Source organism: Candidatus Competibacteraceae bacterium (assembly GCA_016699715.1).
Taxonomy (GTDB): domain Bacteria; phylum Pseudomonadota; class Gammaproteobacteria; order Competibacterales; family Competibacteraceae; genus Competibacter.
The window spans coordinates 1,489,020-1,511,167 of record CP065007.1 but is presented as its reverse complement, the minus strand read 5'-3'; the positions used below and the strand labels follow the sequence as shown (position 1 = coordinate 1,511,167).

The following is a 22,148-nucleotide window of genomic DNA, read 5'->3' as shown; positions in this document are numbered from 1 at the left end:
CCAAAGCGGAATGGAAAAATAATGGGACAGGCCGGCGTAAACGGCAAGCTGGGGTCAAGCTTCCGGGCGGGGAAATCCGATTTTAACCCCATTGTGCCGCCGCGGGCGTTTATAGCAGTGAAATCACAACCTTCGAAGGAGAACGCCATGAACCCGTCGTTGTCACTTTACGCGCTGCTGGCCGCCGCCTTGCTCGCTGGCTGCTCGCCCGCCGTACCGCCGCAAGCAGCGGTCGAGTCCAAGCAACAGACCACCGGCCCATCATCCCCGGCGGTTGCCCAGTCCGTGGCGGATCGGGTCGCCACCGTGCCGGCCGCCACCGTGCCATCCGGCAAGGAGGCCGAGCGCTTGGCGCCCCCACCGGCGTTGTCGCCGGTCAGCCCGGTGCTGACTTTTGCCACGTCCCGTGCCCAGCCGCCCGCCGCAAGCCAGAGGGCCGAGGGTTTCGCCGGGCAGGCTCGCATGTCCGGCCGCCGGGACGCGGACGGGTTGCGCGCGCCCAGCGAAGCGACCGATCGTGAAAATTACGCCCAGATCGAGGATAACCCGGTCAAGCGCGCCGCCGAGCAGCCGGTGTCCACCTTCAGCATCGACGTCGATACCGGTGCCTACGCCAACGTCCGCCGCTTCCTCAACGGTGGCCGGTTGCCGCCGCATGATGCGGTGCGGGTCGAGGAACTGATCAACTACTTCGATTACGACTATCCGCCGCCGGACGGCCGCGAGCCGCCGTTCCGGGTCAACACCGAATTGGCCCCGACGCCCTGGAATCCGCAAACCCTGCTGCTGGCGGTCGGCATCAAGGGCTACGAATTGCCGAAAACCCAGTTACCGCCGGCCAATCTGGTGTTCCTGATCGACGTGTCCGGCTCAATGAACTCGGCGGACAAGATCGGCCTGCTCAAGCCGGCGCTGAAGCTGCTGGTCCGGCAACTGCGGCCCGAGGACAAGGTGGCGATCGCGGTCTACGCCGGCGCGGCCGGGATGGTGCTGGAACCCACGCCCGGCAATCAAAAGGCGAAGATCGAGGCGGCGCTGGATCAGCTCAGCGCCGGCGGTTCCACCAACGGCGGCGCGGGCATTCAACTGGCCTACAATCTGGCCCGGCAGGGCTTCGTCGAGGGCGGCGTCAATCGGGTGATTCTGGCCACCGACGGCGATTTCAACGTCGGCACGGTCAATTTTCAGGCGTTGAAGAATCTGGTGGAAGCCCAGCGCCAGAGCGGTATCGCGCTCACCACCCTGGGCTTCGGCGCCGGCAACTACAACGACCGGCTGATGGAGCAACTGGCCGATGCCGGCAACGGCAACCATGCCTACATCGACACCCTGCGAGAGGCCAACAAGGTGCTGGTCGAGCAGATGAGCGCCACCCTGTTGACCATCGCCAAGGACGTGAAGATTCAAATCGAGTTCAACCCGGCGCTGGTCGAGGAATACCGTCTGATCGGTTATGAGAATCGAATTCTGCGCCGCGAGGATTTCAACAACGACGCCGTGGATGCCGGCGACATCGGCGCCGGGCACACGGTCACCGCGTTGTACGAAATCGCCCTGAAGGGTAGCGGCGGCAGTCTGAGCGATCCGCTGCGCTACGGCCAGCCAGCGGCGGACGACGTCGTTCCGCGCGGCGACGAGATCGCCTTCCTGCGCCTGCGCTACAAGCAGCCGGACGGCGAGGTCAGCCAGTTGCTGGAACAACCGATCCGGCGCGGGCAGGCGCTCGGGGACTGGCGGGAAACCAGCGAGCGGTTCCGTTTCGCGGCGGCGGTGGCCGGTTTCGGCCAGATGCTGCGCGGCGGGCGCCATACCCGCGATTTTGGCTACGACGACGTATTGGCGCTGGCCCGTGCCGCGCGGGGCGCCGATCCCCACGGTTACCGGGGCGAGTTCCTGAGCCTGGCCGGGCTGGCGCGCTCGCTCGATCCCGGTCGGGGCGGGGCAGTGGGGCAAGCAATCCACTGATTGTGGTATCAGAGGAGCGGGGACCGGTTTTCCCGGAGTCTGGAATCCGATCCCCGTTCCCTGATACCTTGTTTCCATGCGGACCGAAGACGATGCCGACGAGACTCTCATGCTGCGCTACCGGGATGGCGAGGTCGCCGCCTTTGCGCCGCTGTACGCCCGCCACAAAGGGGCACTGTACCGCTATCTACTGCGCCAATGCGGCCAACCGGCGCTGGCCGAGGAGCTGTTTCAGGACGTGTGGTTGAAGCTGATCGCCGCCCGGGCCGGTTACACCGTGCAGGCCCGGTTCGCCACCTATCTATACCGGCTGGCCCACAATCGCCTGATCGATCACTACCGCGCCAGCCGCCGGGGGCTGCCGCTGTCCTACGCCGAGGATTGCCCGGAGTGGGCCGAAACGCCGGCGCCGGCCGAAAACCAGCCGGAGGCGCAAGACGACCGCCGCCGGCAGGCCGAACGCCTGCTCGAACTGCTGGCCGAACTGCCCGAGGCCCAGCGCGAGGCCATGTTGCTGAAGGAAGAAGCCGGGTTGTCGCTGGAGGAAATCGCCCAGGCCACTGGAACCGGCCGGGAGACCGTCAAGAGCCGCCTGCGCTATGCCATGGCCCGCCTGCGACAGGGTTTGAGAGGTGCGCGATGAACGATCCACGCGATGCGGAATTCCACGACGAGGATCTGTCGGCCTTGTACCGGACCACCCGCGACCCCGAGCCGCCGGCCTGGCTGGACCCGCGCATCCTGACGGCGGCCAACGCCGCGCCGCAACCGGTTCCGACGCTGGCGCCGCCGCGCTCCCGGCGGCGGCGAACCCGAATGTGGGCGGTGCCGGCGGCACTGGCGGCAACCGTGGTGCTGGCGGTGGGCATCGTGCGGCTGGCGCGCGAGACCGGCGAATGGAGTTCGCCGCCCGAGAGCAAGGCGCTCCGTTCCCTGGTGGAACCCGCCACCGAAGTCAACGCCGCTGCTTCCGGTCGTGCCCAGTCCCGCGCCGATGATCGCCCCTCGCCATCCGCCGCCAACCTGCGACCCGTCATGCCCATGGGCGAGGCGGTTCGAGTGGCGCCGCCATCGTTGCCCGCCTTGCCCGCCTTGCCCGCCGCGTCGCCGCTCGGATCGGAACCACGGTCGATGCCGTATCGGACCGCGCCGGCGGAGCAGGAACGACAACGGAATGAGTTCCAGGCCGCGCCGACGGGCCGACGGGCCGACCAGGACGCCGCATTACGGGATCATCTGGATCGCCGCTCGCCGGAGGAATGGCTGGCGGTCATCGCCGAACTGCGGCGTCAGGGCCGGACAGCGGAGGCGGACGCCAGGCTGGCGGAATTTCAGCGGCGGTATCCGAATTATCCGCTGGAGGCCGCGCCGGAGCCGCCACGATGAGCGGAACTCTTCCTTCGCCGTCCGCGCTGGCGGCCTTGGAGGCGCGTTTGCTGGATCTGTTGGCTGCCCATCCCGCTGGACTGAGCGAGCACGAGCTGCTGAAGAGACTGCGCGCCAGCGATCCTTGCTTCGCGGGTTTTAGCGCCCGCGAACCACTCAGCCTGTTTCGGGGTCATTACCTGCTGTTTCACGCGCTCTACCGGTTGCGGGAGCGCTTGGCCGGCGAGCGGCGTGGCCGCTTGCGGGTGGACCCGCTGAGCATTGTGCTGGAGTCCGAACCGCTGCCTTGCGGCGGCGGGACGGCACTCGCGCCGGGTGAGCCCGACTTTGCGCCGTGCTACGCCGATTTGGCCAGGCTGGCGACGGTGACGGTCGCCGAGGTCGCCGAGCTACTGCGTTGCTTTCACGCCGAACGCCGGCGGGCCGGGCGGCGGCGGGCGGCGCTGGCGGCTCTGGAACTGCGGGACCCGGTCGATGCCGCGACGATCAAGCGACAGTACCGACGGCTGGCGATGCGCCACCATCCCGACCGGGGTGGCGACGGAGGGCGGCTGGGCGAGATCAATGCGGCGTTGGCGGTGCTGGAAAAGAGCACTGGCTGACGTGGCCGGAGCGGTCGGTCATTTGGGTAAATACTGCGCGATGGCTTCAAGTAGCGAGGTTTCTTCCACCGGCTTGACGACGTAGCTTTTGGCGCCCTGCCGCGCGCCCCAGATCCGGTCGGTTTCCTGATCCTTGGTGGTGACGATGATAACCGGGATATGGCTGGTGGAGGGGTGCTTGGTGATCTGACGGGTCGCCTGAAAACCGTTGACCTTGGGCATGACCACGTCCATGAGCACGAGATCGGGCAGTTCCGCCTTGGCCGTTTCGACGCCTTCCGCGCCGTCTTTGGCGGTCAGAATCTCGTGCCCATGTTTCTTGAGAATCTTGGAGAGACTTAGCGCCTGCGTGGGCGAGTCGTCGACGATTAGTATGCGGGCCATGCTGCCACTCCTGGAATAATCTTGCGTATCTCGTCTGTGCGTCGCCGGTACGACGGGGCCGCTACCCCTTGCGCGAGAAAATGAAAATCTGGTGGGCTATACGCCATTTATCGATCCCATCATCATAAGCGAAATTCACTGGTTTGGGGGATGCTTTTGTTGTCGCCGGCCGCTTGCCGGTGCGTGGTAGGATACTGGGATAACAGGTTTGATTCGCAGGAGTTTGTTGCATGAGTGATTCACCATTGAGCTTTTTCAACCGTCTGATCCTGGCGCTGCGCGCGGTCGGGCGCATTTTAGCCGATGAGGGGTTCGCCGCTGGCGTACTGCGGCTCGAAGGGGGGGCGGCGCCGATGGCCGCGGAACCCGCCAGACCGGCACTCAAGGAAACTTCACCGGATTCCGCCTTGCAATTGCTGGCGCTGTTACAGCAGGAAGGGCGGTTCGTGGATTTCTTGCAGGAAAACGTGACCGCGTATTCCGATGCCGAGATCGGTGGCGCGGCGCGGGTGGTGCACGAGGGCTGTTGCAAGGTGGTGCGCGATTATTTACGCATTCAGCCGGTGCGTGAGGAAGCGGAAGGCGTGAGGTTGACCGTGCCGGCCGGTTTCGATCCCACGGCGCTGCGGTTGACCGGTAACGTGGTTGGCCAACCGCCCTTCACCGGTACCTTGATGCATCGCGGCTGGCGGGTGGCCGAGATCAAGTTGCCGAAGGTGGCCGAGGGTCATGACGTTCAAGTGCTGGCGCCGGCGGAGGTGGAACTATGAGCACGGCTCGTTACACGGTGGGCATTGATCTGGGCACCACCCACTGTGTGTTGGCGGCGGTGGATTTGGCCGCCAGCGACCATGATGAGGTGGTTGAACGGATCGAACTCATTCCGCAGTTGACCGCGCCCGGCGCGGTCGAGGAGCGACCGATGCTGCCCTCGTTCCTCTACTTGCCGCATCCCGACGAACTGCGGCCGGAAGATCGGGTCCTGCCTTGGGGCGAGCCCCCGTTCGTGGTTGGCGAACTGGCGCGGGCGATGGGCGGTCGGACGCCGATTCGCTTGGTATCCAGCGCCAAAAGCTGGTTGTGTCATCCAGGGGTGGATCGGCGTGCCGCCATCCTGCCGGTGGAGGCGCCGGAGGAAGTGGGGCGGGTTTCGCCGTTGCAAGCCTCGATCCGCTATCTGGAGCACTTGCGCGCCGCTTGGGACCATCAGCATCCCGAGGCGCCACTGACCGAACAGGACGTGGTGCTGACCGTGCCGGCTTCCTTCGATCCCGCCGCTCGCGAATTGACCGCCGAAGCGGCGGAGGCGGTCGGCTTACGCCATTTGGTGTTGCTGGAAGAACCGCAAGCGGCCTTGTATCACTGGGTATTGGCCACTCGGGAAGGGTGGCGCAAGCAGGTCCAGCTCGGCGACATCATCCTGGTGATCGACCTGGGCGGTGGCACCGCCGACTTTTCGCTGATCGCCGTGACCGAGCGCGACGGTTCCCTGGAACTGGTGCGGGTGGCGGTCGGCGAGCATATTCTGCTGGGCGGCGACAACATGGATCTAGCCTTGGCGCACGCGGTCCGCGCCAAGCTGGCGGCGCAAGGCATCCAGCTCGATCCCTGGCAGTTGCAGGGTCTGACCCACGGTTGCCGGTCGGCCAAGGAAACCCTGTTGAGTCATGACGAGATCGAGGCGGTGCCGGTGGTGGTGCCAAGCCGCGGTTCCAAACTGATCGGCGGTACCTTGCGCACCGAACTGACCCGTGATGAGGTCTCCCACACCTTGATGGAAGGGTTCTTTCCAATCGTGGAAGCGGCGGCGCGGCCAGCGGCGCGGGCGCGGGCGGCGCTGACCAAGCTGGGTTTGCCCTACGCGCAGGATGCGGCCATGACCCGTCATCTGGCGGCGTTTCTGGGCCGGCAGGTGGAGGCGACCCGCTATCTGCCCGGTTTCGAGGACCGGCTGCCGGAGCAGGCCAGTTTCCTGCATCCGACCACGGTGCTGTTCAACGGCGGTGTGTTCAAGGCGCCACCCTTGCTGGAGCGGACCCTGACCGTGCTAAACGGTTGGCTGGTGGCCGAGGGCGCGCCCCCGGCGCGCTTGTTGGAAGGCAGCGATCTCGATTTGGCCGTGGCGCTCGGCGCGGCCTATTACGGCTATGTGCGGCGCGGGCGCGGAGTGCGGATTCGCGGTGGCACCGCCAAGTCCTATTACGTCGGGGTCGAAAGTGCCATGCCGGCGGTACCGGGGATGGAACCGCCGATCGAAGCCTTGTGCATCGCGCCGTTCGGCATGGAAGAGGGAACTCAGGCCGAATTGCCGCCACAAGAAGTGGGATTGGTGGTCGGCGAGCCGGTGCGATTCCGTTTCTTCGGTTCCTCGGTGCGGCGCAGCGATCAGGTGGGCGCGGTGCTGGAGCAGTGGACGGCGGACGAGGTCGAGGAACTGGAGGAGATCGAAGCAACCTTGCCCGCCGAGGATCGCCAACCCGGCGAAGTGGTGCCGGTGCGGCTGCACGCGGCGGTGACCGAGGTCGGCACGTTGCGGCTGGAGGCCGTGCCGCGCGAAGGCGGAGCAGCCTGGAAGGTCGAGTTCGACGTGCGCGGGGAGGGATAAGCCGAACCGTTGCTGAGTGATAGATCCATGACCGATTCGCAAATCCAGCGCCAGGATGCCCGCCAGTTATTGCGCCAAGTGCTTGACGATCCACTGGCCGATTTCCACGCCGGCCAGTGGGAAGCCATTGATGCCTTGGTCCACCGCCGAGACAAGCTGCTAGTTGTGCAGCGTACCGGCTGGGGCAAGAGCATGGTGTATTTCATCGCTACTCGTCTGCTGCGCGACCGAGGTTTGGGGCCGACGCTGATCGTTTCGCCACTACTGGCCTTGATGCGCAATCAGATTGAAGCCGCCGAACGGTTGGGCATCCGGGCGCTGACCATCAACTCGGCCAACCGTAACGATTGGCCGTCGCTCACCCGCGCCATTCTGAACGATGTGGCCGATGCGGTGCTGATTTCGCCCGAGCGGTTGGCCAACGATGAGTTCGTGCAGGATGCACTGTTGCCAATCGCCCAGCGTCTTGGCTTGCTGGTGGTTGACGAGGCCCACTGCATTTCCGACTGGGGTCACGACTTCCGCCCAGATTATCGCCGTCTGGTTAACGTCTTGCGGCGAATGCCGCCGAACATGCCCTTGCTGGGGACCACGGCGACCGCCAACAACCGGGTGTTGAGGGATATCGGTCAGCAGTTGGGCGGCATCAAGATCCAACGTGGTTCGCTGATGCGTGAAACCCTGGCATTGCAAACCCTGCGCCTGCCCGATCAGGCGGCGCGGCTGGCCTGGTTGGCGGAATATCTACCGAAATTACCCGGAACCGGCATTGTGTATACCCTGACTCGTCGGGATGCCGAACAGGTGGCCGACTGGCTGAGCCGGAATGGAATCCCGGCTCGCGCCTATCACAGTGACAGCGCAGCGGGCGGTTTTGCCGATGCCAACGCCTACCGGCAGCATTTGGAAACCCTGCTGCTGACCAACCAAATCAAGGCACTGGTGGCGACCACGGCGTTGGGTATGGGTTACGACAAGCCGGATTTGGGCTTCGTCGTCCACTATCAGGCGCCCGGTTCCATCGTGGCTTACTATCAGCAGGTGGGCCGCGCCGGTCGTGCCATTGCTTACGCCGTCGGGATTTTGTTGGCGGGGCGGGAAGATGAGGAGATTCATGCTTTTTTCCGTGACAGCGCCTTTCCCGATGAGACCCAGGTCAACACGATACTCCACGCACTGGAGCAGTCCGATGGCCTGACGGTTATCGAGTTGGAAACAGCAGTCAATCTCAGACGAAGCAAGCAGATCGAGCACGTTTTAAAATTTTTGAGCGTTGAAAATCCCGCGCCAGTGCTCAAGGATGGCGCACGCTGGCGGCGCACGCCGGTGGCCTATTGCTTGGAGCATGAGCGCATCCAGCGCCTGACCCGGCAGCGCGAGCAGGAGTGGTGGGAGATGCAGGCGTATATCGATAGCCAGGATTGCCTGATGCGGTTTCTCGCCACGGCGCTGGATGATGAGAACCCACGGCGATGCGGCCGCTGCGCCCGGTGTTTGGGTCATCCAGTGGTCGGCGAAACCTTCTCGCAGACGCTGGCGGTGGAAGCGGCGCGTTATCTTCGGCGTTCCCAGTTGCCGCTGGAATGCAAAAAGCAGGTGGCCAGTGGCGCGTTTATCATGTATCCCTTTCGAGGCAATTTGGCGGCAAATCTGCGCGCTGAAACCGGACGGGTGCTGTCGCGCTGGGGTGATGCCGGCTGGGGACGGTGGGTGGCCGAGGACAAGCGAGCCGGCCATTTTCGCGATGAGCTGGTGGAAGCCATGGCCGAGATGATTCAGCAACGCTGGCGTCCCCAGCCCGCGCCCGCCTGGGTCACCTGCGTACCGTCCCGCAACCATCCTACCCTGGTGCCGGATTTCGCCCGCCGCCTGGCGGCTCGACTCCGGTTGCCGTTCGTGCCCGCCGTCGCCAAGCAGCGTGACAACCAACTACAGAAACTCCAGCAGAACCGTTACCACCAGTGCCGTAACCTGGATGGTGTGTTCGCTGTTGCTGCTCCGATTCCAAGTGGGCCAGCATTGTTGGTGGATGATATGGTGGATTCGACCTGGACCCTGACAGTCGTGGCAGCCCTGTTGCGGCAGGCGGGGAGCGGGCTGGTATGGCCGACCGCGCTGGCGACCACCGCTGGCGGTGGGGATTGATATGGACCTGCACGTGCAAACCCAGGCGGTATTGTTATTGACCGCCTATTTTTCCAAACCCGCCAAGGATAAGCTGCGCCCGCTGTCGCCGATGGAATGGGGGCGCTTTGCTCGTTGGCTGAAGGAACAGAGGATCGCCCCGGAAATGCTGTTGCGCGACGATCCGGCCCGGTTACTGGCGGGATGGACGGATCGCACGGTGACGCTGGAGCGTATTCATGCATTGCTGAACCGCGCCGGTGCGTTGGGGCTGGCCGTGGAAAAATGGCAACGCGCCGGGCTCTGGATTCTGATTCGGGCCGATGCCGATTATCCCAGCCGTCTGAAAAAACATTTGCAAGCCGATTCACCGCCAGTGCTGTTCGGATGCGGCAACCGTCAGTTATTGGATCAGGGCGGGATTGCAATCATCGGTTCGCGTCACGCCAGCTTGGAGGATTTAGCGTTTACGACTGGCTTGGGTACCGAAGCAGCGTTGCAGGGACTGTCAGTGATTTCCGGCGGCGCTCGCGGTGTTGACGAGACGGCAATGCTGGGAGCGCTGGGGCGGGAGGGAACGGCAGTCGGCGTACTCTCCGATAGCCTCCTGCGCGTCGCCACATCGGCCAGGTTTCGCCCGAGCCTGCTGAACGGCAATCTGGTGCTGATTTCGCCCTTCAATCCGGAAACGGGTTTCGATGTGGGCAACGCCATGGGGCGCAACAAATACATCTACTGTTTGGCCGACGCGGCGGTGGTGATCGCGGCCGACAAGGAACATGGTGGCACCTGGAGCGGTGCGGTGGAAAATCTTAGGCATGGTTGGACGCCGCTGTGGATCAAGCCACATCCCGATCCTGCTTCTGGAAATGCCGAATTGGTACGGCGACGCGGGCGCTGGTTGCCGGAGGTGCCATGCGATCTGGTAACCCTGTTCGGCCGAGAGAACCCGGTGTCAACACCTGCAATTGATCGGGCGCCAGATTTGATCGCAGAACCCAATCCGTCTCTTCTCGGGTCATCGGAAATGCCGGTCTCGTCCGTGGACCCCGCGATTGACAAGCTGGGTTTTTACCAGTTGTTCCTGCGCCGCCTGCGAAAGTTAACCACGAAGATACCGGTTACCGATCAGGAGTTGCTGACTTGTTTCGATATTGGTAAACCTCAATTGCGGGATTGGCTGAAACGAGCTGTAGAGGAAGGGCAGGTGAGAAAACTCAGCAAGCCGGTGCGCTATCAGTGGCAGTCGGCGCGGCCCGAACAAAACTCGTTTTTCGCTAACGAGTAGAGGGCTGAACCATCGCTCGTTCCAGCACACCCCGTTATTTGGTCGGCATCGATCTGGGTACTACCCATACGGTGGTGGCCTACGCCGATCTGAAGGCCGCCGGAGCGGCGGATATCCGTCAATTCCCCATCGAACAACTGATCGCGCCCGGCGCGGTGGCGGCCCGTCCGCTATTGCCCTCGGTGCGCTATCACCCGGCGGAAGGCGAACTGGCGGCGGCGGACATCCAGCTCCCCTGGGTTTTCGACGACCCCGGCGCGGTGGCTAATGCGGTGCTGGGCGAACTGGCGCGGGAGCGGGGCGCGCGGGTGCCGGGGCGGTTGGTGGCCAGCGCCAAGAGCTGGCTGTCGCATGCCGGCGTGGACCGCACCGCGCCGGTGTTGCCCTGGGGTGCGGCGGAGGAGATCGCCAAGGTGTCGCCGCTGGCCGCCAGCGCCGGCACTCTGGCCCATGTCCGCGCCGCCTGGAACCAGCACTTTCCCCGTCAGCCGCTGGAACGGCAGGAACTGGTGTTGACCGTGCCGGCCTCCTTCGACGAAGCGGCGCGGACCCTGACGGTGGCAGCGGCGCGGCTGGCCGGTTTGCCGGCGCTGCGGTTGGTGGAGGAGCCACAGGCGGCCTGCCATGACTGGTTGCATCGCCATCGGGACGAAGTGGCAACGGCCTTGGGCGAGTCCCGCCTGTTGCTGGTTTGTGACGTGGGTGGTGGCACCACCGACCTGACTTTGATTCAGATCGAGTCGGGCGAAAAGGAGCCATGCCTGACCCGGATCGGCGTGGGTGATCATCTGATGCTGGGTGGCGATAATATGGATCTGAGCCTGGCCCGCATCGTCGAAACCCGGCTGGGCGGTGGGCGTCTCAGCGCCGGCGAGCTGTCGCAATTGTGGCAACAATGCCGGAGCGCCAAGGAACGGCTGCTGGCACCCGATGCGCCGGAACAGGTGACGGTGACCGTGCTCGGCGGCGGTGCCCGACTGATCGGCGGGTCGCGCGCGGCGGAACTGGGTCGCGACGAGGTGCGATCGTGGTTGGTGGACGGCTTTCTACCGCTGACGGCGGCGGGCGAACAGCCCCAGGGCCGGCGGGCGGCGGTGGTCGAATTCGGTTTGCCCTATGCCGCCGACCCGGCCATCAGCCGTCATCTGGCGGCGTTTCTGGCCCGGCACGCCGACGCGGCCCGGCGAGCGCTGGGCGAACGGGCGCCGGCCGAGCGTCCACCGATGCCGGACGCGGTGTTGCTGAATGGTGGAGTGTTCCACGGCGCGGCCCTGTCGGAACAGCTGCTGGAACTGCTGGCCGGCTGGCGGGGCGAGCCGCTGTTGCGGCTGGATAATCCCGAACCCGAACTGGCGGTGGCGCGCGGCGCGGTGGCCTACGGGCTGGCGCGGCACGGTCGGGGCCTGAAGATCGGCGGCGGTTCGGCGCGGAGCTATTTCCTGGTGGTGGACGGCGGCGCGCGGGAGTGCAAACAGGGGGTGTGCCTGTTGCCGCGCGGCACGGAGGAGGGGCGGGAAATCCGGTTGGATCGAAGCTTTTCCCTGCGGCTGGGCGCGCCAGTGCAGTTTCACCTGATGTCCTCGACCGGGGATGCGAGCTTTGCGCCGGGCGAGTTGGCTGTGCTGGATGCCGGGAAATTTTTGCCCCTGCCGCCGATCGTCACGCTGATCGAAAGCGAGGCTGGAGCGGGTGAAGTTCCGGTGCAACTGAGCGCGCAACTGACCGAGGTCGGCACCCTGGAGGTGGACTGCGTCGCGGTGGAGCCTTTACCCCCGGCCCCGCTTCCGGTGGAAACGCCCTCACCCCCGGTCCCGCTTCCGGTGGGAGAGGGGAGCGCTGGACCCAAGCGCTGGCGGCTGGCCTTTCAACTGCGGGGCGGCGATGTGGCGGCGCTGGCCCGCTTGCATCCCCGTTTTCCTGAGGCAACGGCGCGGATCGAACGGTTTTACGGTTCCCGCGCCGCCGATATCGAGCCCAAGGAGATCAAGAGCTTGCGCACCGATCTGGAACGCTTGCTCGGCAGACGCGAGACCTGGGAGACGCCGCTGCTGCGCGAGCTGTTCGGGGCACTGTGGGTTGGCGCCCGGCGGCGGCGGCGCTCGGCCGATCACGAGCGGCTGTGGTTCAGTCTGGCCGGCTTTTGTTTGCGGCCGGGTTTCGGTTATCCGTTGGACGAGTGGCGAGCCGGGCAATTGTGGGCACTGTACGAACAGGGCATTCAGCACCATCGGGACGCCCAGGTGAGGTCGGAGTGGTGGACGCTGTGGCGGCGGGTGGCCGGTGGCCTGGACGCGGCGGCGCAACTGCGGCTCAGTGAGGATTTACTGAGCGATTTGCGCCCGTTGGGCGGCAAGATGGCCAAGGACAGGCCGCCGGGAATCGAAGACATGGCGCGGCTGGCCGGCGTGCTGGAGCGCTTGCCGGCGGCGCGCAAGCTCGAACTCGGCGAGCTGCTGCTGGCGCGACTGGCGCGCAAGGGCGAATCCCCACAATTGTGGTGGGCGGTGGGCCGGCTGGCGACCCGCGTCCCGGTGTATGGCAGCGCCCATGATGTGGTGCCGGCGGTAACGGCGACAGCCTGGCTGGAACGGGTGCTGGCGCTGGACTGGAAGGCGGTGGCGCCGGCGGCCTTCGCCGCGGTCCTGCTGGCGCGGTTGAGCGGCGACCGCCAGCGCGATCTGGACGAGCCGGCGCGAGCGCGGGTCATCCAGCGGCTGCGAGCGGCCAAGGCCCCAGCCGCGTGGCTGCGAATGGTGGAAGAGGTGGTGGATCTGGACGAGGCCGATGCTGGCCGAGTGTTCGGCGAGGCGCTGCCACCGGGCTTGCGGTTGGCGAGCTGAGCTGGCCCGTGCCGCAGGATGCCGAAACACGACCGGGACAAGCGACAAGGACTATAATTCGATAAAAATCGCTTTTCAGTCTGCCCCTTGCGAGGTTCTGCCCCATGACTGCCGCGACGCTTGCCCCGTCGGCATCGATCCCGACACCGCCCGTGACCTACCCCGAATTTCTTGCCGCCCTCTTGGCCGGCGACCGTCGGCGCTGCACGGTGTTGACCCGGCGGACCCTGGCGGATGGCATCCCGGTCATCGACTTGTACCAGCGGTTGTTTCAGCAGGCGCTGTATCGCGTCGGCGACTTATGGGAGCACAATCAAATCTCGGTCGCCAGCGAGCACCTGGCCACCTCCATCGTCGAAGGTCTGCTCAATCAGATTTACCCCGAGGTGATTTCGCCGCGCCGGGCCGACAAGAGCATCGTCGTCACGTCGGTGGAGGGCGAGCTGCACCAGGTCGGCGGCAAGATGGCCTGCGATGTATTTGAAATGCATGGCTGGGATGCCTTCTATCTGGGCGCCGACACTCCGGCCCGTGAATTGCTGCGCCTGCTACACGAGCAGCCGCCCGATCTGGTGGGGTTGTCCTTGAGCGTTTATTTCCACATCGGCGACCTGCACGCGACGGTCGACGCCATTCGCGCCGAATTCCCTGTTTTACCCATCCTGATCGGCGGTCAGGGCTTGCGGCATATCGAGCCGACGTTGTTTCAGGGTCCGAACGTCCATTACTTGGCCGATCTGAGCGAATTGAACCGTTTCGTCGCCTCGCTGCAATAAGGGATCGAGGACGCTATGACCGGCGATGAACTGCTGCCCGTCGCGAGAGGATTGCCGGCATGGTGGAACCTGCGCTGACTGAGTCCGCGCCAGCGCTGCAACGCTGGACGGCGGAACTGAACGGAGCGCGCGACGACAGCGCGGCGCTGGCGGTCGGTGTTTTCGATCTGGCCGGTAACGCCTTGTACCTCAATCGCGGCATGGCTCAGGTGCTGGGCGGCGACCTGCCCGACCATCCCCGCCACCGCTATCTGGTCAATCCCAGTTTTGAGGCACTGCTGGAGTTGGCGGGAGACGGCCTGATCTTCAGCGGCTGGCTGACAGTGGGGGATGGCCGCCGGGTTAGCCGCACCCTGCGCACCCAGGTGTTCCGCAAGAGCGAGGAGCTGTTGGTCGCCGGTGAATACGACGCCATGGAGATGGACAACCTCAGCCGGGAGCTGGCGCGCACCAATCAGGAAATCAATAACCTACAGCGGGAACTGATCCGCAAGAACGCCCGACTGTCGCAAACGCTGGAGCAGTTGCGGGAGACCCAGGCGATGCTGGTGCAGGCCGAGAAGATGAGCGCGCTCGGTCAGTTGGTGGCCGGAGTGGCGCATGAGATCAACAACCCCATGGCCTTTATCGCCGGCAATCTGAGCAGCCTGCGGGAAGGGGTGGAATCCCTGAGCGCGGCTTACCAGCAACTGGAGACGCTGGCGCTGGACATGGCGGCCCCGGCCGAACCGGTGCGGGCCATCCGGGCGCGGCATGACCTCGACTTCATTCTCGATGATTTCAGCGAACTGCTGGTCGCTACCGAGGACGGGGTTGGTCGGGTGCGGCGGATCGTGGCCGATTTGCAGACCTTCTCCCGCTTGCACGAAGCCGAGCGCAAGACGGTGGATTTGGCCGAAAACCTGCGTAGCACCCTGGCGCTGGCCAAATCGGAATTGACCGCGCGCCGGATCGAGACCGTGCTCGAATGCGTCGATCTGCCGCCGGTCGAGTGCTATCCGGCCGAACTCAATCAAGTGTTCATGAACCTGATCGTCAACGCCATCCAGGCGATGCCGCAGGGAGGAGCGCTGAGCATTCGCGGCGCGCGGCGGGCCGACGGCTGGATTGCTCTGCGCTTCCAGGACACCGGCACCGGCATCGCGCCTGAGATCGTGGACAAGATCTTTAACCCGTTTTTCACCACCAAGCCGGTGGGGAGCGGCACGGGGCTGGGTCTGAGCGTGTCTTACAATATTATCAAACGCCATGGCGGGCGGATTGAAGTCGAATCCACCATCGGGCAGGGCACCGCATTCACGGTACTGCTGCCGGAGCGTCAACCCTGAAACCTCCCACTCTATCCTGACCACCGTTGCAGCCTGACGGGAGACGCGCCGATGCCATCATCCACTCTCATGACCCGCCTGCGTGAGGCGACCGACGAGATTCACACTCAGATCCAGGAGTTGCCGTATCTGAAGGCGCTCGAACACCGCGATCTGCCGCTGGAGAGCTATGTGGGGCAGCTGCGCGCCATGGCCGTCCTGCACGGCGTGCTGGAGCACGAGTTGCCCGTGCAGCGGGATGCCCGTCTGGGTACCGTCTGGATGGAGGACATGCGCCGGTTTTCGCGGGTGCAGAGCGACCTGACTTTTTTTGCTCCCCGGGCCGTGCTCGACATCCCCGCCGTTCACGAGGCCGCCAAGGCACTGGCGGATCGCATCCTACAGCGCTCCCTGGATATGCCGATGACTTTGCTGGCTTATCTCTACGTGCTCGAAGGCTCCATTCTGGGCGCGGAAGTCCTGGCGCCGTTGGCGAAGAAGGCTTTTGGCTTGGACCTGCGGCACGGGCTGGCCTACCTGGCGTGGGACGGCGCGGCCGCGCGGGAGCGTTGGCGGGGTTTCGGCGAGCGCATGGACGCCGTGCCGGTCACCGCCGAGGAAACCGACGCCATCGTCGTCGCGGCCTTGGAAGCGTTCGCCGGGATCCGCCGTGTTTTTCAGGCGCTTTATCCTTTCGACCCCGCCACCTTGGCTTTGAAGGTCACGGCTCTGAACCCCGAAGCAGGCGCCCATCCGATGCCGGATGATCCCAGAGAGGTGGAGGCCGCGATCCATGCCGGCCGACGCTGTTGTCTGGAGTATCCCTATTTCGCTTGGCGCTACGGCGAGCGCGGCCAGCGCTATACCGATAGCGACAGTGCATGGCTGGCGACCCTGATTTCGCGCGACCAGGCGATGGTCAACGCCCAGGTGGAGTGGCTGGGGGTCGTGCTGGCTTCGCGGGGCATGCCCCGAATCCTGCTCCAGCGGCATCTGGAACTGCTGTACGAGGAGCTGGTTACGCGGGTGCCGGAACGGAGAGAGAAGGATTTCGCGAAACTGATGATCGCGGCCAACCACCTGGCCGAGCAGCGCCGCGCCGTCATTGCCGATGCCGATTTTGACGCGATCCGCGCCCGGTTCGAGCAGGCGGTGGGGCCGGATTGGCGGGCACGCCTGCCGGGGGTGGGGGCCATGCTGGTCAGCGCCGTCGCCGACCAGATCCACGGTATCGAGGAGGCGGTGGCCAGCCTGGAAGGTTGGCTGACCGATCCAAACCGGTTTCCGCCCCATTGGATCGCCGCCGTTCGGGATGCCCTACGGGAGGCCCACGCCCGCGCGGTTGCCATGCGGGTAGAACCCGGTTCAGTCGCTGATTAGGGCGCTGCCCGCCTGTGAGTTGCCGAAATGTCAGCCATGAGTTGTCAGCCATGAGTTCTCCCATAAATCCTTTCGCCCCGGCTGAGTCTGAAGCGCTGCGCTGTCAGGTGTTGGTGATCGATGACGAGCCCGAAGTGCTCAACGCCATGAACCGGCAGTTGCGCCGGGAATTCGATGTGTTTCTTGCCCACAATGCCGAAGAGGCGCTGGCGATCATGCGCGAACGGCCGATTCATGTGGTGATTTCGGACGAACGCATGCCACGGGTGACCGGTTCCGAATTTTTCAGTCAGATCAGGGAAGAGTACCCACAAGCCATCCGTTTGCTGCTAACCGGTTACGCCGACTTGCAGGCGGTGATTCAGGCGATCAACCAGGCACACATTCATCGCTACATCACCAAGCCTTGGGACACCACCGAAATCCGCACCATCGTCCGCGAAGCCTACGACCGCCACCGGATGAGCGCGCATAACCGGGAATTACTCCGCGAGCTGCGCGAGGCCAACGAGCAATTGGAGCGGCGCGTGCGGGCGCGCACCGAGCAACTGGAGGAAGCGCTGCGGGAGCTGCGCGATAGCGAGCAGCGCTATCGCGGCATCGTGGACAACATCAACGATCCGGTGATGGTCACTGATCTGCGGTCGTGCATTCTGTCGGTGAACCCGGCGTTCGTGCGGGTGACGGGCTACGCGGTCGAGGAGGTGCTGGGTCGCCATCCCAGGCTGATGGCCTCCGGGCATCATGACCCGGAATTCTACGCCGGGCTGTGGCGGCAGTTGCTCGCCGAGGGCATCTGGCGCGGCCATATCGTGAACCGCCGCAAGAACGGCGAAGTTTACGTGCAGCGGCTGACGGTTTCCACCGTCCGCGACGATGCCGGCAACGGCTTGTACGTGGCGGTTTACACCGACCTGACCGAAGAGATACAGGAATTGGAGCGGGCGCAGTTCCAGGCCCAGCACGACGCCCTGACCGGGCTGCCCAACCGGACGCTGCTGTTCGACCGGCTTTCCGAGGCGATTCGGGAAGCCCGCCGTCGCGACAACCGGGTGGGCGTGCTGTTCATCGATCTCGACGGGTTCAAGCCGGTCAACGACCAGTATGGCCACGAAATAGGCGATATCCTGCTGCAAGCCTTTGCCCAGCGTCTGGAACAGAGTGTGCGCGAATCCGATACGGTGGCGCGGCTGGGCGGCGACGAGTTCGTGGTGGTGTTACGGGAGGTCGAGACGCCCGAGGACGCGGCCCAGGTGGCGCGGAAGATTTTGGCTGGGCTGCAACAGTCTTTTCAGCACGGCGCCCTGGAGCTGCGACTGGGGGCCAGCATCGGCATCGCACTCTGGCCGGACCACGGCGACGCCGCCGGCGTCCTGTTGAAGAACGCCGACGGCGCCATGTATGCCGTCAAACAGAGCGGTCGCTCGTCCTATTGCTTCCACGATCCGGCCGCGCTGGCCTCGGCCCCACCGGGCGGCTAGCCGGCGACCTGAAGGATGATCTTGCCACGGGCATGGCCGGTCTGGCTGATGACGTGCGCCTGACGGACCTCGGCCAGCGGCAGCACGGTGTGGATCACCGGCCGCATCCGTCCCCCGTCGATCAGGGCGGCGATTTGGGTCAACTGCTCGCCGCTCGGGCGGATGAACACGAAGGCGCCACGGACTCCATGGGTGGCGGCGACCGCTTCCGGCGGCGGACTGACCACCGAGACCAGAATGCCGCCGGGTTTCAGGACCTGCCAGGATCGCTTTTGGGTGTCGCCGCCGATGGTATCGAACACCACGTCCACATCCGTTGCCACGTCCTCGAAATGAGTTTTGGTGTAGTCGATGAACTGGTCCGCGCCCAGTTCGGTCACGATGCCGGAATTGAGCGCCGAGGCGGTGGCGATGACCCGCGCGCCGCGCGCCTTGGCCAGTTGCACCGCCAGGCTGCCCACCCCGCCGGCGGCGGCATGGATCAGCACGGTCTGCCCGGCTTGCAACTGGGCGGCGTCCACCAGCGATTGCCAGGCGGTCAGCGCGGCCAGCGGCACGGCGGCGGCGTGGATGTGGTCCAGGCGGGTCGGCTTATGGGCGGCATCGCTGGCCTTGACGGTGATGTATTCGGCGTAACCGCCATTCCGCTCGATGTCGGGCCGGGCGTACACTTCGTCCCCGACCTTGAACGCGGTTACCGCGGGGCCGACTTCGACCACTTCGCCGGACACGTCCCAGCCGAGAATCAACGGCAGGGTATGGCGCAGGGCGCCTTGCAGATAGCCTTCGCGAATCTTCCAGTCCACCGGATTGACCGCCGCCGCCCGCACCCGGATCAGGATGTCTTCGGGTTCGAGCATGGGCAGCGGGACGTTCTCTTCGTAGTGCAGGACTTCGGGTCCGCCGTAGGCATGAATGCGTACCGCTTTCATGGTTGCCATGTGAATTCTCCGCAGGGTCAATATTCTTGTCGTCAGAGTGTAGAATGCTGGCGGCTTCGTTTTCAGTCCGTTAAGCCAGCGCGATTCGACAAGATCGGCCAGGGCTGGATACTGCCGATCGGCCGCCGACCGCGTTGACGATCGCTTTCCGAGAGCCCAAAATGGCGCGCTTTTTACGCCGCGCCATCGCTTGGTCGATCAACGCGGCCTCAATGTCCCCAGAACCCGCGATCCTGATCCATGGATACTTATAAGCCGACGCATCTCAAGCAGCTCGAAGCCGAGAGCATTTACATCATCCGCGAAGTCGCCGCCGAGTTTGAGAAACCGGTGATGTTGTACTCGATCGGCAAGGATTCCGCGGTGATGCTGCATTTGGCCCTGAAGGCATTTTACCCCGGCAAGCCGCCGTTTCCGCTGCTGCATGTCGATACCACCTGGAAGTTTCGGGAGATGATCCGCTTCCGCGACGAGCAGGTCCGCCGGCTGGGGCTGGAACTGATCGTCCATATCAACGAAGAAGGTGTGCGTCAGGGCATCAATCCGTTCACCCACGGTTCGCGGGTGCATACCGACGTGATGAAGACCCAGGCGCTGAAACAGGCGTTGGAACGGTATGCCTTCGACGCCGCCTTCGGCGGCGCCCGCCGCGACGAGGAGCGCTCGCGGGCCAAGGAGCGGGTATACTCGTTCCGTGACCGCAACCACCGCTGGGACCCCAAGAACCAGCGTCCCGAACTGTGGAACCTGTTCAACGGTCGGGTATACCGGAGCGAGAGCATTCGCGTGTTCCCACTCTCCAACTGGACCGAGCTGGACGTCTGGCAGTACATCCACCTGGAAAGCATTCCAATCGTGCCCTTGTACCTCGCCGCCGAACGGCCGGTGGTGGAGCGCGACGGGACCTTGATCATGGTCGACGACGAACGCATGCCCTTGGAGCCGGGCGAGACGCCGAAGCGGGAGTGGGTGCGGTTCCGTACCCTGGGTTGCTACCCACTGACCGGCGCCATCCGTTCGCACGCCACCACCTTACCCGAAATCATCCAGGAAATGCTGCTCGCCCGTCATTCCGAACGCCAGGGCCGCCTGATCGACCACGACGCCGCCGGCTCGATGGAAGAGAAAAAGCGGCAGGGGTATTTTTAAGATGTCTCTCCTCGAAACCGATATCCAGGCTTATCTGGAAGCCCACGAGCGTAAGGATTTACTGCGCTTTATCACCTGCGGCAGTGTCGATGATGGCAAGAGCACGCTGATCGGTCGCTTGCTGTACGACACCCAGTTGATCTACGAAGATCAGCTTGCCGCCGTGCGCCGCGATACCAGCAAGTACGGGACCACCGGCGAGGAACTGGATCTGGCCCTGTTGGTCGATGGCTTGCAGTCGGAGCGCGAGCAGGGCATCACCATCGATGTCGCCTATCGCTATTTCTCCACCGATAAGCGCAAGTTCATCATCGCCGACACGCCCGGCCACGAGCAGTACACCCGCAACATGGCCACCGGCGCCTCGACCGCGCAATTGGCCATCCTGCTGGTCGATGCCCGCAAGGGCGTGCAAACCCAGACGCGCCGCCACAGTTTCATCGTTTCCCTGCTCGGCATTCGCCATTTGCTGCTGGCGGTCAACAAGATGGATTTGGTCGGCTACGACCCGGCGGTGTTCGCGCGGATTTGCGACGATTACCTGGAGTTCGTGGCCAAACTGGGGGTCAAGGACGTGCGCTGCGTGCCGGTGTCGGCGCTGCGTGGCGACAATGTGGCGCAGCCGTCTACCGCCATGCCCTGGTACGAGGGGGCGACCCTGCTACAGGAATTGGAACAGATCGAGGTCGATGCCGACCGCAATCTGCGCGATTTTCGTTTTCCCGTGCAATACGTCAACCGGCCTCATCTGGACTTTCGCGGTTTCTGCGGCACTCTCGCCGCCGGCGTGGTACGGCCGGGCGACGAAGTCGTGGCGCTGCCATCGGGTCGGCGCAGCCGGGTGACGACTATCGTGACCGCCGACGGCCACTTGCCCGAGGCCTTCGCCGGCCAGGCGGTGACGCTGACGCTGGCCGACGAGATCGACGTCGGTCGCGGCGATCTGCTGGTTCACCCCGACCGCTTGCCGGTGGTCGCCGAGGAGTTCGACGCCCGGCTGGTGTGGATGGCGGATGCGCCGTTGCTGCCGGGTCGTCAGTACGACATCAAGCTGGCCACCCAGCTGCTGCCGGCCACCCCGACCGTGCTGCACCACCGCATCGACGTCAATACCCTGGAGCACCAGCGCGTCGAGGAATTGGGCCTGAACGAAATCGGCTACTGCCGCTTCAGTCTGAACCAGCCGGTGCCCTTCGATGCCTACGAGGAGAGTCCCGGCACCGGCGGCTTCATCGTCATCGACCGAATCAGCAACGCCACGGTCGGCGCGGGCATGATCGTGCGCCCGGTGACCCAGGCGCTGATCGACAAGTCGCATAACGTGGTTTGGTACGAGCACCGCATCGGCAAGGCGCAGCGGGCCAACCAGAAAGCGCAGCGGCCCTGCGTAATCTGGCTGACCGGCCTGTCGGGCTCGGGCAAATCGACCCTGGCCAACGCCCTGGAGCAGCGCTTGTACCAGCGCGGCTATCACAGCTATCTGCTGGATGGCGACAACGTCCGCCACGGCCTGAACCAGGATCTGGGGTTCTCCAAGGACGACCGCATCGAGAACATTCGCCGGATCGGCGAGGTGGCGGCGCTGTTCGCCGACGCCGGCTTGATCGTGATCACCGCCTTCATCTCGCCGTTTCGCGCCGACCGGGCGATGGTTCGGGCGCTGCTGCCGGACGGAGAGTTCATCGAGATGCATGTCCATGCCTCGCTGGAGGCGTGCGAGCAGCGCGATCCCAAGGGTTTGTATGCCAAAGCCCGCGCCGGGGTCATCAAGGATTTCACTGGCATCGATTCGCCCTACGAAGCACCGGAGCGGCCGGAACTGGTCATCGATACCGAGCAGATCCCGGTCGAGGAGTGCGTGGACCGGGTGCTGGGCTATCTGAGCGAGCGGCGCATCCTGCGCGGTGCCTGAGCGACGGG

Annotated in this window: 17 protein-coding genes; 15 read left to right on the top strand and 2 right to left on the bottom strand. The window is 64.7% G+C overall.

Going from position 1 to position 22,148, the window contains the following annotated elements:
• Positions 1-147 precede the first annotated feature (147 nt).
• The 4 genes from IPM89_06740 (at position 148) to IPM89_06725 (ending at position 3,953) form a co-directional block, all read left to right on the top strand.
• Positions 148-1,965, top strand: coding sequence for a von Willebrand factor type A domain-containing protein (locus tag IPM89_06740; protein QQS55482.1), 1,818 nt, complete (start codon positions 148-150; stop codon positions 1,963-1,965).
• 76 nt (positions 1,966-2,041) lie between these two features.
• Positions 2,042-2,608: an RNA polymerase sigma factor gene (locus tag IPM89_06735; GenBank protein ID QQS55481.1), complete on the top strand. Its 567-nt coding sequence runs from the start codon at positions 2,042-2,044 to the stop codon at positions 2,606-2,608.
• Positions 2,605-3,351 (top strand): hypothetical protein, encoded by a 747-nt coding sequence (locus tag IPM89_06730; GenBank protein ID QQS55480.1) that lies wholly within the window; start codon positions 2,605-2,607, stop codon positions 3,349-3,351. The genes IPM89_06735 and IPM89_06730 overlap by 4 nt, the downstream gene beginning before the upstream one ends.
• Positions 3,348-3,953, top strand: a complete 606-nt coding sequence (locus IPM89_06725) for a DnaJ domain-containing protein (protein ID QQS55479.1) — start codon at positions 3,348-3,350, stop codon at positions 3,951-3,953. The genes IPM89_06730 and IPM89_06725 overlap by 4 nt, the downstream gene beginning before the upstream one ends.
• Positions 3,954-3,971: 18 nt before the next feature.
• Here the strand turns inward: IPM89_06725 and IPM89_06720 are convergent, their stop codons facing one another.
• Positions 3,972-4,337 (bottom strand): response regulator, encoded by a 366-nt coding sequence (locus IPM89_06720; GenBank protein ID QQS55478.1) that lies wholly within the window; start codon positions 4,335-4,337, stop codon positions 3,972-3,974.
• 230 nt (positions 4,338-4,567) lie between these two features.
• On the opposite strand from IPM89_06720, the gene IPM89_06715 reads away from it, so the two are divergent.
• The 9 genes from IPM89_06715 to IPM89_06675 all read left to right on the top strand — a co-directional run bounded on the left by IPM89_06715 (position 4,568) and on the right by IPM89_06675 (position 18,138).
• Positions 4,568-5,107: a DUF2760 domain-containing protein gene (locus IPM89_06715; GenBank protein QQS55477.1), complete on the top strand. Its 540-nt coding sequence runs from the start codon at positions 4,568-4,570 to the stop codon at positions 5,105-5,107.
• A complete protein-coding gene (locus tag IPM89_06710; GenBank protein ID QQS55476.1) occupies positions 5,104-6,942 on the top strand; it encodes an Hsp70 family protein in 1,839 nt (612 codons plus the stop codon). The genes IPM89_06715 and IPM89_06710 overlap by 4 nt, the downstream gene beginning before the upstream one ends.
• Before the next feature lie 42 nt (positions 6,943-6,984).
• The gene (locus IPM89_06705) at positions 6,985-9,087 is read left to right on the top strand and encodes an ATP-dependent DNA helicase RecQ (protein QQS55822.1); all 2,103 of its coding nucleotides are present in this window, start codon (positions 6,985-6,987) and stop codon (positions 9,085-9,087) included.
• Between the two features lies 1 nt (position 9,088).
• A complete protein-coding gene (locus IPM89_06700) occupies positions 9,089-10,354 on the top strand; it encodes a DNA-protecting protein DprA (GenBank protein QQS55475.1) in 1,266 nt (421 codons plus the stop codon).
• Positions 10,355-10,365: 11 nt separating this feature from the next.
• Positions 10,366-13,194 carry a hsp70 family protein gene (locus tag IPM89_06695; GenBank protein ID QQS55821.1) on the top strand — a complete coding sequence of 943 codons (2,829 nt, stop codon included), beginning with the start codon at positions 10,366-10,368 and terminating at the stop codon, positions 13,192-13,194.
• A gap of 104 nt (positions 13,195-13,298) precedes the next feature.
• Positions 13,299-13,970 carry a cobalamin-dependent protein gene (locus IPM89_06690; GenBank protein QQS55474.1) on the top strand — a complete coding sequence of 224 codons (672 nt, stop codon included), beginning with the start codon at positions 13,299-13,301 and terminating at the stop codon, positions 13,968-13,970.
• A gap of 59 nt (positions 13,971-14,029) precedes the next feature.
• Positions 14,030-15,298, top strand: coding sequence for a two-component sensor histidine kinase (locus IPM89_06685; protein QQS55473.1), 1,269 nt, complete (start codon positions 14,030-14,032; stop codon positions 15,296-15,298).
• Positions 15,299-15,349: 51 nt separating this feature from the next.
• The gene (locus IPM89_06680) at positions 15,350-16,657 is read left to right on the top strand and encodes a biliverdin-producing heme oxygenase (protein QQS55472.1); all 1,308 of its coding nucleotides are present in this window, start codon (positions 15,350-15,352) and stop codon (positions 16,655-16,657) included.
• A gap of 50 nt (positions 16,658-16,707) precedes the next feature.
• Positions 16,708-18,138, top strand: a complete 1,431-nt coding sequence (locus tag IPM89_06675) for a diguanylate cyclase (protein ID QQS55471.1) — start codon at positions 16,708-16,710, stop codon at positions 18,136-18,138.
• Here the strand turns inward: IPM89_06675 and IPM89_06670 are convergent.
• The gene (locus IPM89_06670) at positions 18,135-19,070 is read right to left on the bottom strand and encodes an NADP-dependent oxidoreductase (GenBank protein ID QQS55820.1); all 936 of its coding nucleotides are present in this window, start codon (positions 19,068-19,070) and stop codon (positions 18,135-18,137) included. The genes IPM89_06675 and IPM89_06670 overlap by 4 nt on opposite strands.
• 249 nt (positions 19,071-19,319) lie before the next feature.
• On the opposite strand from IPM89_06670, the gene cysD reads away from it, so the two are divergent.
• Complete coding sequence (gene cysD / locus IPM89_06665) at positions 19,320-20,228, top strand: sulfate adenylyltransferase subunit CysD (protein ID QQS55470.1); 909 nt, start codon at positions 19,320-19,322, stop codon at positions 20,226-20,228.
• A 1-nt stretch (position 20,229) separates the two neighbouring features.
• Entirely contained in the window at positions 20,230-22,140 is a 1,911-nt protein-coding gene (gene cysN / locus IPM89_06660) for a sulfate adenylyltransferase subunit CysN (GenBank protein ID QQS55469.1), read from the top strand.
• Positions 22,141-22,148 lie beyond the last annotated feature (8 nt).